This window comes from Microbacterium sp. STRO-1N (genome assembly GCF_057748015.1).
In genome coordinates this window covers 2510431-2523399 of record NZ_CM173234.1, presented here as the reverse complement: position 1 = coordinate 2523399, position 12969 = coordinate 2510431, and the positions used below count along the sequence as shown (strand labels likewise).

The 12969-nt window shown below is 66.5% G+C and carries 10 protein-coding genes; 3 read left to right on the top strand and 7 right to left on the bottom strand.

The window, feature by feature from the left end; all coding sequences use genetic code 11:
- Window positions 1-10 precede the first annotated feature (10 nt).
- From AC3ANJ_RS12220 to AC3ANJ_RS12210, 3 genes are all read right to left on the bottom strand, one after another.
- Entirely contained in the window at window positions 11-1348 is a 1338-nt protein-coding gene (locus AC3ANJ_RS12220) for a glycosyltransferase family protein (protein ID WP_488316531.1), read from the bottom strand.
- Entirely contained in the window at window positions 1345-2571 is a 1227-nt protein-coding gene (locus AC3ANJ_RS12215; protein WP_488316530.1) for a glycosyltransferase, read from the bottom strand. The genes AC3ANJ_RS12220 and AC3ANJ_RS12215 overlap by 4 nt, the downstream gene beginning before the upstream one ends.
- A gap of 153 nt (window positions 2572-2724) precedes the next feature.
- Window positions 2725-3804, bottom strand: a complete 1080-nt coding sequence (locus tag AC3ANJ_RS12210) for an acyltransferase family protein (RefSeq protein WP_488316529.1) — start codon at window positions 3802-3804, stop codon at window positions 2725-2727.
- Window positions 3805-3916: 112 nt separating this feature from the next.
- On the opposite strand from AC3ANJ_RS12210, the gene wecB reads away from it, so the two are divergent.
- Together wecB and AC3ANJ_RS12200 are read left to right on the top strand one after the other, a co-directional pair.
- Window positions 3917-4996: a non-hydrolyzing UDP-N-acetylglucosamine 2-epimerase gene (gene wecB, locus AC3ANJ_RS12205; RefSeq protein WP_488316528.1), complete on the top strand. Its 1080-nt coding sequence runs from the start codon at window positions 3917-3919 to the stop codon at window positions 4994-4996.
- Between the two features lie 10 nt (window positions 4997-5006).
- Window positions 5007-6302 carry a nucleotide sugar dehydrogenase gene (locus AC3ANJ_RS12200; RefSeq protein WP_488316527.1) on the top strand — a complete coding sequence of 432 codons (1296 nt, stop codon included), beginning with the start codon at window positions 5007-5009 and terminating at the stop codon, window positions 6300-6302.
- A gap of 282 nt (window positions 6303-6584) precedes the next feature.
- Here AC3ANJ_RS12200 and AC3ANJ_RS12195 read toward each other — a convergent pair whose 3' ends face one another.
- From AC3ANJ_RS12195 to rfbA, 3 genes are read right to left on the bottom strand one after another with little or no spacing between them, the layout of a single operon-like run.
- Window positions 6585-7994, bottom strand: a complete 1410-nt coding sequence (locus tag AC3ANJ_RS12195; RefSeq protein ID WP_488316526.1) for a sugar nucleotide-binding protein — start codon at window positions 7992-7994, stop codon at window positions 6585-6587.
- Entirely contained in the window at window positions 7994-8992 is a 999-nt protein-coding gene (rfbB, locus tag AC3ANJ_RS12190; RefSeq protein ID WP_488316525.1) for a dTDP-glucose 4,6-dehydratase, read from the bottom strand. The genes AC3ANJ_RS12195 and rfbB overlap by 1 nt, the downstream gene beginning before the upstream one ends.
- On the bottom strand, window positions 8989-9861 hold the full coding sequence (gene rfbA / locus AC3ANJ_RS12185; protein WP_488316524.1) for a glucose-1-phosphate thymidylyltransferase RfbA: 873 nt from the start codon (window positions 9859-9861) through the stop codon (window positions 8989-8991). The genes rfbB and rfbA overlap by 4 nt, the downstream gene beginning before the upstream one ends.
- A gap of 125 nt (window positions 9862-9986) precedes the next feature.
- On the opposite strand from rfbA, the gene AC3ANJ_RS12180 reads away from it, so the two are divergent.
- Window positions 9987-11945, top strand: coding sequence for a DUF6541 family protein (locus AC3ANJ_RS12180; protein WP_488316523.1), 1959 nt, complete (start codon window positions 9987-9989; stop codon window positions 11943-11945).
- On the opposite strand, the gene AC3ANJ_RS12175 is transcribed toward AC3ANJ_RS12180, so the two are convergent.
- Entirely contained in the window at window positions 11923-12951 is a 1029-nt protein-coding gene (locus AC3ANJ_RS12175; protein WP_488316522.1) for a glycosyltransferase, read from the bottom strand. The genes AC3ANJ_RS12180 and AC3ANJ_RS12175 overlap by 23 nt on opposite strands.
- Between the last annotated feature and the right edge of the window lie 18 nt (window positions 12952-12969).

Below are 12969 nucleotides of genomic sequence, written 5' to 3'. Positions count from 1 at the left end.
ACGAGCAATCTCACGAGGAGGCTTCCTTTCTTCGACGAGCGATCAGTTCCTGAAGTTCGCTGATGCGCGGCGACAGCTGCGCCTTGCGCGAGTAGCGCCGCGCATAGGCTCGCGCTTGGATGCGCTGCTCTTCGGTCTGATCTCTGGCCGCTGCGGCCGTCGCGATGAAGGCGTCTGCGATAGCGTCCGCGGTCATGGCGGACGCACCATGCCATCCGGGATAGTCGGCGAGCGTGCGCGTCGTCTCATTGACGGGGTCGTGGATTGAGACGATCGGTAGACCGGTCGAGGCGTACTCGTACACCTTGCCGCCGGTGATGAACCGGCCCGAGCCGAACGTGAGGACGAGAGCGTCGAATCGTGCGTAGGTGGCGGCGATCTCAGCACGGCCGACGGGGCCGTGATAGCGGATGTCGTTTCGCTCGAACCTCTCCATCGCTTCGACCATGTTCTGCCCGGGTACGCCGAGATGGTTCAGATACCCGTACAGGTCGATCTGTGACGCGCGGACGAGTTCGTCGCGCCGACGAGCCAATTCCCATCCATCGACGAGTTCGTTGAGGGGAATCGCTCCGGAGATGGTGCCGATATACCCGAAGCTGAGCCCGCGACCGGAGGATGGCGTGGCCGGCGGAAGATCGAGATCGAGGTCGTATCCGTTCTCGACGACGTGGAACCGTGCGGCTAGATCTGGATGCTGCTGGGCGTGCCAATCTCGGAGTGGTTCGTTGACGAACCACACCTGCTCGGCGTCCGCCATCAGTCGCCGTTCCCATTTCCCGGCACGGCTTCGTGGGTCGAGAGTCCGTCGTCCTGAGTAGATATCGACTGACCAGGCGTCCCGATGATCCATCACGGCGGGAACACCATACTCGGTGCTCAGCACGTAGCCGGGGAGGAAATCGACGTTCGGATTCGCGGTGCCGATGGCGAGGTCGACAGGTGTCTCCAGATGTACTCGCCGCGCCGCTTCCTCGAGCAGGGGTCGCCACACCCCGTAGTTCCGTTCTGGAAAGCTCCGCTTGCCGCGACGCGCGTTCAGGCCGTTCCACAGCTCTGGCGAGGTGGCGCGCAACCAGGACCACTCAGCCAGGTCGTTCACGAATCCCGGGGATTCGAACGGGACGCGGACGATCCGGATATCGGGGTGGATCTGCGCCTCTAGCGTGACGTCGATCCCCGTGGTCGTCTCGAAGAACTCGCGAGGAACGGTCAGAACCGTGACCCGCCAGCCGGCCTCGGCGAAGGCGTTCGCAGTGGCCCAGGCGCGATAGACTCCGCTACCTCGCGAGGGTGGGTATCCCCATGCCGTGTAAAGCAGGTGGGGCTGTTGCGTCTCGGCGATCACCGGGAAGGCTCCGCTGCTCTGCGCTCGGCGACCGCCATCGTCAGCGTTTCGATCTGCGGATCCAGCTGCTGGGCGCGCTGGAACTGTTCGGCCCAGACACGAGCGCGGTCGCGGTCCGCCGGGCGCTGAGTCCGAGCGGCGTGCGCGCCCTCGACCAATGCCGAAGCGATCCCGGTCGGGGTGAGATCACTTGAAGGAAACCAGAACGGTGACTCTCGGAGCACATCGCTCGCGGCGTTGCCCCGGTCATGCACGGACACGATCGGCAACCCCGTTGCCGCGTACTCGTACACTTTCCCGCTGGTCACGTAGCGGCCGGTTCCGAGAACCAGGAGCAGGACATCGAAGCGGGAGTAGGCTCGTCCGATCTCCCGCTTCATCACTGGTCCGCGGTAGGTGATTCCCTCGTCGGCGGCATCCTCGAGCTGTCGGGCGAGCGCTTCATCCGGGCCCCCGACGTGGTTGAGATGGCCCCACAGCTCGATACGAGACCTTGACAGGATCGGTGACTCCGACCTCGCGATACGCCATCCCTCGATCAGGCGGTCGATGGGGACGGCAGACGAGATCGTGCCGATGTACCCGAAGACGATCCCGTCATCCACGCGGTTCGCGCCCTTCTCAGCAGGGGAGACCTCGGGGGGGTGGTCGTAGCCGTTGGCGACGACCTGGAAGCGGTCGGCTGCATGAGGATACAGGTCGGCGTGCCATTGGCGAATGGGATCGTTCACGAACCAGACAGCAAGAGCGTTCTCGATCAGTCGACGTTCCCAGCGCGCGACCGGACTGTCCTCAGCGAACAGCCGCTCACCGGTGAACACATCGAGCTGCCAGGCATCGCGATAGTCCATCACGTACGGCACGCCATGCTTGCGGTGCAGAACCCAGCCCGGTATGAAATCCACGTGCGGGTTGGCTGAGCCGAGAACGAGGTCGACGGGATGCCGGGCATGCACAGCCAGCGCTGCTTCCTCGAGACCGTTCCGCCAGCCACCGTAAGAGCGCTCGGGGAACGAGCGCCACTCCTTGCGGGCGTTGATCACGTTCCACAACTCGGGGGCTGCTGCGCGGGTGCGCGACCAGGAACGGAGGTCGTCGTCGAACCGCGCGCCGTGAAACGGGACCCGGATGATCTCGATCGATGGGTCGACTGATCGTTCGAGTGACGGATCCGTTCCCGTGTACAGCGTGAAAGTCTCCCGTGGTGCGGTCAACACAGTCACGTCCCAGCCTGCGGAGGCGAACGCGTTTGCCGTCGCCCACGCTCGGTAGACGCCGCTACCACGGCACGGTGGGAATCCCCACGCGACATAGAGCAGATGCGGACGCGCGGACGCGCTCACAGGAGTACTCGCTCGGTCAACACGTCCTCGATGCTACCCGGGTGCGCTGTGCGCGTTCGTCGGTCGGCGAGCGTCGCGTTCGAGCAGCCAGCGGCTCTGCCAATTGCGCAGGGCGCGCTCGGAGGGGCGCTCGACGCCGATGTGGAGCAGCCATGCTGCCGCGATGCTTGACGCGAGGACAGCGAGGGCGACGATTACGCCCTTGGCGTCGAATGGCAGATAACCGAACACTTCTCGGGCCGCGTAGATCAGCGTCGCGTGGACGAGGTAGAACGCATAAGACCATTCACCGAGCGCGACGAGGGGGCGCGAACGAGAGATGCGTGCACGACCGCTCAGATCACGAGCTGCAAAGGCGCAGATGAGGAGCGCGAACAGAGCCGTCATCACCTCGCTGACGAATCCAGCGGAGAGGTCGAGCAATGGCTTCGCCGCCGGCTGCCGGCCGAGCACGATCAGCCCGCCCAGATAGAGCGTCATCAGCAGCACGGGGATCCAGATGTTGAGGCGTGGACGCCACCCGGCTCTGAATGCCCAGGCGAGACTCATTCCGATCACGAACTCGTTGAGCCGAAGCACGGGCCAGGGCAGACCCGCGAGAAGGCTGGCCGGATCCAACAGGAATGCGATGCGGGCGATGACGCTCAGAATCAGAATTGTGAGCGCAGCCCCGAGTGCCGAGCGAATGCCCAGCCGCCGTAGTGGTCTCATGATGAACGGGTGCAGGGCGTAGAAGAACAATTCCGCTGTCAATGTCCACGCCGCCGGATTCCCTGAGAACAGCACTGATGGATCTCTGGACCAGCCCTGCAGCAGGAAGAGGCTGAGGACAAGAACGCCCAGATCAAAAGGCTTGACCCAGCTCTGGGTCGCATCCGGAGCGAAACTGTAGAAGACCGGGATCGCAAGACCGAGCGTGACCAGATGCAGAGGGAAGATCCGGGCGACACGCCGCCAGTAGAACGTGCCGATGCCAACGGTCGGGCGCCACGACCAGGTGAGGACGAAGCCGGACAATACGAAGAAGAAGGTGACGCCGAGATAGCCGAACTGAGCGATCGCCTCGATCGGACCGGGAAGCGGAATGAGATTGCGCAGGTGGAAGAAGAACACCGCGAACGCCGCCCACCATCGCAGACCCGTCAGCGAATCGAGGCGCTTCGTCGCGGGAGCGGGCGGCGAGATCGTCATCGAGGTTCATTCTAGGTCGGTACGCTGAACGATCATGAAGATCGTCAGTGTCGTGGGTGCCCGCCCTCAGTTCGTCAAGCTCGCTCCCATCCACAAAGCGGCCAAGGCCGCCGGAGTGGAGCACGTGATCGTGCACACCGGCCAGCACTACGACCCGATGCTGTCGGACGTCTTCTTCGACGAACTCGGGATCGGTGCACCCGACGTCCACCTCGGAGTCGGCAGCGGCTCGCACGGCGTACAGACCGGAGCGATGCTCGCCGCATTGGATGCCGTGTTCGACGAGCACCGACCGGACTGGGTCCTCGTCTACGGCGACACGAACTCGACCGTGGCAGCGGCCCTCAGTGCCGTGAAAATGCACATTCCGGTCGCGCACCTCGAAGCCGGCCTTCGCAGCTTCAACCGTCGGATGCCGGAGGAGCACAACCGCGTCATGACGGACCATGCCGCTGATCTACTGCTCGCACCGACCCAGGTCGCGGTCGACCACCTGACCACAGAGGGTCTGAAGGACCGCACCGTCCTCGTCGGAGACGTCATGACCGACGTGCTGCTCGAGGTACGCGACGAGGTCTCGGAGACTCCGTCCGTGCTGCTCGAAGAGCTCGGTCTCGAGCCGGGCGGCTACTACGTCGCGACCATTCATCGCGCCGAGAACACGGACGATCCTGCACGCCTCGCCGAAGTCGCCGCGGGGCTCGCTGGTCTGGACAAGCCGGTCATCCTGCTCGCGCATCCCCGTGTGGTCGCGAAGGCGGCGTCGCACGGCATCGACCTGAACCAGGGATCGCTGGTGGCTCATGCGCCGCTTGCATACGCCGACCTGATCGCCGCAGCGCTGTCGAGTGCCGGTGTCGTCACAGACTCGGGGGGCCTGCAGAAGGAGGCATTCCTGCTTCGGGTGCCGTGCACGACGGTGCGCACCGAGACCGAGTGGGTGGAGACGATCGAACTCGGCTGGAACGTCCTCGCGAACACTGCCGAGGAGATCGCCGCCGGTGTCAGCCGCCCACGTCCGGCCGATACCGACGTCGCACCGTACGGCGACGGGCATGCTGCCGAGCGCGTCGTGGAGACGCTGCTGACCGCTGCCGCATCCACGGCCCCGTAGACTGGAACCCATGCGTATCGCCGTCGTGGCCCTGGGTAAGATCGGGCTTCCCCTTGCTGTTCAGTTCGCCTCCTCCGGTCACGATGTGATCGGCGTCGACGTCAACCAGAAGGCCGTCGACACGATCAACACGGGACGGGAGCCCTTCCCGGGCGAAGCGCACCTGCAGGAGCGTCTCGCCGAATTGATCCCCGCCGGCAAGCTGCGCGCGACGACCGATTACTCCGAGGCCATCCCCGGCGCGGATGCCGTCGTCCTCGTCGCACCCGTCTTCGTGAACGACGAGACGTGGGAGCCCGACTTCAAGTACATGGACTCCGCGACCCGCTCCCTCGCCGAGCACCTGACCCCTGGCACGCTCGTCTCCTACGAGACGACCCTCCCGGTCGGCACCAGCCGTACCCGCTGGAAGCCGATGCTCGAGGAGGGCTCCGGGCTCACCGAGGGCGTGGACTTCCACGTCGTCTACTCGCCCGAGCGCGTGCTCACAGGACGCGTCTTCGAGGATCTCCGCAAGTACCCCAAGCTCATCGGCGCACTCTCCGCCGAAGGCACCCGCCGCGCACGCGAGTTCTACGAAGCCGTGCTGCAGTTCGACGAGCGCACCGACCTGCCGCGTCCGAACGGTGTCTGGGATCTCGGTTCGACCGAGGCATCCGAGATGGCGAAGCTCGCCGAGACCACCTACCGCGACGTCAACATCGGCCTCGCGAACCAGTTCGGTCTCTTCGCGGCATCGCACGGCATCGACGTCTACAAGGTCATCGAGGCCTGCAACTCGCAGCCGTACAGCCACATCCACCGACCGGGTATCGCCGTCGGCGGCCACTGCATCCCGGTCTATCCGCGCCTCTACCTCTCCACGGATCCCGACGCCGACATCGTGCGCGTCGCCCGCCAGCTGAACGCTTCGATGCCGGAGCGCCTCGTCGCGCAGGCGGCCGGAATCCTCGGCGACCTCACCGGGACCCGCGCCGTCGTGCTCGGCGCCGCGTACCGCGGGGGAGTGAAGGAGACGGCGTTCTCCGGCGTCTTCCCGACCGTGAAGGCGCTCACCGAGCGCGGAGCCGACGTCTCCGTGCACGACCCGCTGTACACCGACGACGAACTGCGCGCGCTCGGCTTCCAGCCGTACGCCATCGGGGATGCCGCTGAGCTGGCGATCCTGCAGACCGATCACGCCGACTACAAGACGCTCGCTCCGTCGAGCATCCCCGGCGTGAAGCTTCTCGTCGATGGACGCAACGCCTCAGACGCGACGCTGTGGGCCGGCACGCCGCGGATCGTCGTGGGCGCCGCGGCCTGACCCGCGCTTCGCGAGGGGTCGCGTCTGGTCGCCTCGGTTAGCCGGAAGCGGCGATTTGCGGCCCCTTGCGTGGCGAGACCGGGCCGGTGGCGCGCCGCCCGACCCCTCCGTGGACGCGGAGGGGTCGCGTTCGGTCGCTTCGAGGCACAGGAAGCGGCGATTCGCGGCCCCTGGCGGTTGACGTCGGCGGGCAGGGGTCGCTGATAGTCGCCTCGACGCTGGCGACGCGGCGATTCGCGGCCCCTCGGTTGCGCGACGCGACGAGAGGCTGCGGGCCTCGCCTCAGACGTCGAGGTAGTCCTTGAGCGCCTCGGCGCCGTCGCGCGGCGTATATCCGGTTGCCGTGATCTTCGTGAGATCCAGCACACTGTTCAGCGGCCGGGGGGAGACGGGGCCTGCGGCATCCTGGAAGTAGTCGGCAGTGGTGACGTCGGAGACGCGGGCGGGGTCGTGGCCGGTGAGCTGATAGACGGCGCGGGCGATGTCGGCCCAGGATTGCGGTTCGCCGGCGCTGGTGACGTTGTAGGTGCCGTAGTCGGCGTCCGATTCCAGCAGGTGCGCGATGGCGTCGGCGATGTCGGTGGTGAAGCTGAGGCGGCCGATCTGGTCTGCCACGACCTTGGGGTCGATGCCGCGTTCGGCGAGCGAGCGCATGGTGCCGACGAAGTTCTTTCCCTCGCCGATGACCCACGAGGTGCGCACGATGTAGTGCCGGGATGCGGTCTGCACGGCGAGGTCGCCGGCGGCCTTGGTCTGGCCGTAGACGCCGAGCGGGCTGAACGCTGTGTCTTCGGTGTAGGCGCCGGTTCCGGTGCCGTCGTAGACGTAGTCGCTGGAGACGTGCACGAGCGTGATGCCGTTGTCGTCGGCGATGCGCGCGAGCGCGGCGACGGCGGTCGCATTGGCCTGCCAGGCTGCGGCGCGGCCTTCGGGGGTCTCGGCGGTGTCGACGGCCGTGTAGGCGGCGGCGTTGATGATCGTGCCGTAGTCGCGCCAGCGGCGGGCCGAGGCGAGGTCTGCGGCGGTGACGTCGAGCTCGGAGCGCGTGGCGTATTCGATGTGCGCCGCGTCGCCGAGGCGGGAACGCAGGGCGAGGCCGAGCTGGCCGGCGGCTCCGAGGACGAGGATCTTGCGGGGCGCGATCGGCGTCACATCGACCAGGCGCGGGTGCGCCTTGTCCTTGTCGGAGATCTCGACATCGGCGAGCGGGATGGGCCAATCGATGGCGGCGGTCTCGTCGGCGAGGTTCAGGAACGAGTAGGACGCGTCGGGGGACCAGTGGTCGTTGACGAGGTACGCGTACGCGGTGTCGGCTTCGAGTGTCTGGTAGGAGTTGCCGACGCCGCGGGGGACGAAGATCGCCCGGGACGGGTCGATCTCGGCCGTGTAGACGGCACCGAAGGTGGGGCCTTCTCGGAGGTCGACCCAGGCGCCGAAGATGCGTCCGGTCGCCACCGATACCCACTTGTCCCAGGGTTCGGCGTGGATGCCGCGGGTCGTGCCGACCTCGTCGTTGAACGAGATGTTGTTCTGCACGGGGCCGAAGTCCTCGAGCCCGGCGGCGATCATCTTCTCCCGCTGCCAGTTCTCTTTGAACCACCCACGGGAGTCGCCGTGCACCGGGAGCTCTGCGATCAGCAGGCCGGGGATCGTGGTCTCCGAGATCGAGAGCGCCTTGCCGAATTCCGTCATCACTGTCCTTTGGAGGCGTAGAAGGTTTCGGTGGCGGCTTTGGACGGCGCCCACCAGTCTTCGTTGTGGCGGTACCAGTCGATGGTCGCGGCGAGGCCGGTTTCGAAGTCGCCGTACGTGGGGGTCCATCCGAGTTCGGTGCGCAGGCGGGTGGAGTCGATCGCGTAGCGCAGGTCGTGTCCGGCCCGGTCGGTGACGTGGTCGTAGGCGTCGGCGGGCTGGCCCATGAGGGTGAGGATGAGTTCGACGACGTCCTTGTTGTTGCGTTCCCCGTCGGCGCCGATGAGGTAGGTCTGTCCGATCTGACCCTTTTCGAGGATGGTGAGGACGGCGGAGGAGTGGTCATCGGCGTGGATCCAGTCGCGCACGTTCTCGCCTGCCCCGTAGAGTTTGGGGCGGATGCCGCGGATCACGTTCGTGATCTGGCGGGGGATGAACTTCTCCACGTGCTGGTAGGGGCCGTAGTTGTTCGAGCAGTTCGAGATCGTGGCCTGCACCCCGAACGAGCGCACCCAGGCCCGCACCAGCAGGTCGGAGCCGGCCTTGGTGGAGGAGTACGGGGAGGACGGGTTGTACGGGGTGGATTCGGTGAACCGTTCCGGGTCGTCCAGTTCCAGGTCGCCGTAGACCTCGTCGGTGGAGATGTGGTGGAACCGGGTGCCGTGCGTGCGGGCGGCTTCCAGCAGCGTGTACGTGCCGATGATGTTCGTGTCCAGGAACGGGCGCGGGGCGTTGAGCGAGTTGTCGTTGTGCGACTCGGCCGCGTAATGCACCACGGCATCCGTGTCGGCGAACAGCGAGTCCACCAGGGTCGCGTCGGTGATGTCGCCGTGCACGAACCTCACCCGGTCCTCCGCCAGCCCCGCGAGTGAGGCCCGGTTGCCGGCATAGGTGAGCGCGTCCAGCACCGTCACATGATGATCCGTCGTATTCACGACATGGTGGACGAAGTTGGAGCCGATGAACCCGGCACCCCCGGTGACCAGCAGACGGCTCACGCTTTTCCTCTTTCCAACAGATCCAGCAGGTACGACCCGTACCCGGACTTCACCAGCTTCTGCGCCCGCTGACGCAACTGGACATCATCCAGGAACCCCTGCCGCCACGCGACCTCTTCCGGCACCCCGATCTTCAACGCCGTGCGCCGCTCCATCGTGCGGACATAATCGGCGGCATCGGTCATCTGATCGAACGTTCCCGTGTCCAACCACGCCGTCCCCCGCGGCAACACCTCGACCTGCAGCTTCCCCGCCTCCAGATACGCCCGGTTGATGTCCGTGATCTCATACTCACCGCGCGCACTGGGCTGCAGGTTCCGAGCGATCTCGATCACATCATTGTCATAGAAATACAGCCCAGGCACCGCATAGTTACTCTTCGGAACGACCGGCTTCTCCTCCAAAGAGATCGCCCGCCCCTCCTCATCGAACTCGACCACACCATACGCAGACGGCTCCGCCACCCAGTACGCGAACACCGCCCCACCATCCAGACCCGTGAACCGCGACAACCGCGACCCCAACCCCGGCCCGTACAACAGGTTGTCACCCAGCACCAACGCGACATCATCCCCACCGATGAAATCCGCACCGATCGTGAACGCCTGCGCCAGACCATCCGGCGACGGCTGCTGCGCGAACGAGATCGACACCCCGAACTGCGACCCATCACCCAACAGCCGCTCGAAATGCTCCGCATCATGCGGCGTCGTGATCACCAGAATGTCCCGAATACCCGCCAGCATGAGCGTCGACAACGGGTAATAAACCATCGGCTTGTCATACACCGGAATCAACTGCTTGGACACACCAAGCGTGATCGGATGCAGACGCGTACCAGAGCCCCCCGCAAGAATGATGCCTTTCACGCCTCCATGTTGTCACATGCACGGCTTCGGTCCCGGTGCCCGACGATGCGGGCGCGTGGTCAGGCGTTGCCGATCCGCGCGGGATATCCTGATCCGGTTCGTGCGCGAGAGGGTCGGGGAGACACATGGGAATGCTGGAGCTGCTCTGGCCCGCGACGGTTCTGGTCCTGGTGTACGCCGTTCTCGGCGGCACGCTGGCTCGATTGATCGGGCTGCGCGGCCTGTGGGCCGCTGCCGCCGCACCGGTCTTCGCCACCACCGTCATCGGGGGCGCGAGCATCATCGCCGGTTGGCTGGGCATCGGGTGGTCGGTCCTGCCGTGCCTCGCTGTCGCCGCGGTCATCGCGATCGGCATCGTGCTCGTCCGGCGGTGGGTCGGGCGTCCGGTCTCGTGGCGCCGACCGAGTGCACGCTGGCCGGGTGCAGGCTGGTGGACTCTCGGCGCAGCCGCCGCTGCGGCAGTGGTGCTGACGATCCAGGTGACCCTGGTGATCGGACAGCCGAATGCGATCTCGCAGACATTCGACAACGTGTTCCACCTCAACGCGATCCAGTACATCCTCGACGTCTCGGCGGCGTCGCCGCTCGAACTCGGTCAGATGACGAGCCCGACCGGTGGCTTGCCGTTCTATCCGTCCGCGTGGCACGCCACGGCGACCATCGTCGTGCAGCTCAGCGGTGCGAGCATCCCCGTCGCGGTCAACGCGCTGACGCTCGTGATCGCGGCCGTGATCTGGCCGATCGGTGCGATGCTGCTCGTGCGCGTCCTGGTCGGCGCTTCGCGCATCGCCATGGTCTCCGCCGCGATCGTGAGCGTCTCGATCCCCACGTTCCCGCTGCTGCCGATGGACTACGGCGTGCTGTATCCGTTCCAGTTGTCGTTGGCGATGCTGCCGTTCGTGCTCGCCGCGACCGCAGCGGTGCTCGGCATCGGTTCGGATGCCGAGAGACTGCATCGCGGATGGTGGGCGTTCGTCCTCGTCGGGTCGATTCCCGGTCTCGCCCTCGCGCACCCCGGCGGATTCGTCGCGTGGCTCGCGCTGTCCGTGCCGATGGTCGCGGTGTTCGCGTGGCGCACCTGGCGCTCGCGCCGCTCGGTGCGTGAGCGCAGCTGGCTCGTCGGCGGCCTCGTCGGGTACGCGATCGTCGGTCTCCTCCTGCTCAGGGTGCTCCGCCCGCCGGAGGCCGCGCGGCTCTGGCCGGTGCCGTTCCCGAAGCTGCAGGCGCTGTCCGAAGGACTGCAGCTCTCGATGTACTACGGCATCAGCGCGGTCGCCGTCGCGCTCGCGGTGCTCATCGGCCTGGTGTGGGCGATCCGGGAACGCACAGCGAAGGCGATCGTGATGGTGGCGTCCTGGCTCATCGGCCTTGGTCTGTTCATCGTGGTGACCTCCTTCGGCGGGCCGCTGTGGGATCTGCGTGACGCCCTGACCGGCAGCTGGTACAACAACTGGCAGCGACTGGCATCGGTGTTCGCGATCGCGCTGCTCCCGCTGGCGGCCTTCGGCCTCGCACGGACGGTGGAATGGGTCGAACGCCGCTGGAGGGCCGCGCGTCCCGAGGCGAACAGAGCGCGCCTCGTCGTCGGCATCGCGGCCGCGGCGATCGCCTTCCTCGTGTTCCCGCTCCCGGCTGTTCCGCGGGCGATCGCGTACGCGCAGAACGTGTTCGACCTCGACGACGACTCCGTGCTGATCAGTGCCGACGAGATGGTGCTGCTCGAGCGTCTCGACGAAACCGTTCCGGAGGGCGTGGTCATCGCGGGGAACCCCTATACCGGTGCGGGCCTGGCCTACGCGATCGGCGGTCGCGAGGTGCTCATGCCCCACATGCTCGTCGACATCTCCGACGACATGGAACTCATCAACGAACACCTCGACGATGCCCTCACTGACGGCGAGGTCTGCGACGCGGTCGACGCGCTGAACGTCGGATTCGTGCTCGATTTCGGCGAACGAGAGGTGCACCCTGACACGCATCCGCTTCCTGGTCTCGAGGACCTGGCGGATGCCGGCGTCGTCGATCTCGTCGACAGCGAGGGCGACGCGCGGCTGTATCAGATCACGGCATGCGGGCTGGGGTAGCGATCGCACGCGTGACGCGGGCACGGCCGCCGATCATTGCACCGGCCAACCAGCTCGCGCGGTAGCCCCACGCGTACCGGGACGAGATCACGCCCTGCGCCACGGCGATGCTCAACTGTGCGTTCAGCTTGCGGTAGCTCCGTGTGCGACCGAACCCGCCCGCCAGGGGCGGCGTGATGCTCCACTCCGGCGCGCGCCGTGCCTCGAGAGTGTCGACCATGAGCTGCCGCCATCCCACGTACGTCCAAAAGGTCATGCGGACGACCGCGAGCGGGGATCTCGACCCTTCGACGCGCTCCGCGAGCCGCAGCGCGTTGCGCAGCGGTGCGAGCACGCCTGCGTCTCCGGCGCGGCTCGGGTCGCCGTACACGTTCGCGTCGTGCTGGACATAGTCCTGCACGACCTCGTCGACGATCGCCGTCCCTCCACGAGTGCCCGCGATGACGGCGAGCCAGTGGTCGTGGGTCGCGACGCGGGACGGAGGATGCGGGAACGGCAGTGCATCGTCGAGCAGCGTCCGCTCGAACACGCACAGCGACCCGGTGAACTGGTTGATGAGCACCGTCGACGCCGGGCCGTGGTCGGCGCGATCCGTGACGCCGAGTTCGACGCCGCCCGGATATGTCACCAGGCGCGCCTGGCCGGAGGCCAGCGAGTGATCCTCCAGGAGAGGGAGAAGCGTCTCGAGCTTGTGCGGATACCAGTGGTCGTCCTGGTCGGCGAGCGCCACCCACGCGGCATCCGAGGGCACCGCAGCCAGCGCCTGTTCGAAGTTGCCGTAGAACCCGCGACGCCGGTCGTCGCCGATCACGACGAAGCGCTCGTCGCCGCCGGTGATCTCGTCCACGAGCGCCTCGACGGGTGCGCGCTCGCCATCCACGGAGATGACGCACGTCCAGTCCTGGACGGTCTGCGCCTGCAACGAGCTGAGCTGCCGGCGGAACAGCTCGGGGTCGGGCTGGAAAGCCGCCAACACGATGGTCCCCGAGGGGTGTCCCGCTGTCATCGTGTGGCAGTCCTCCTC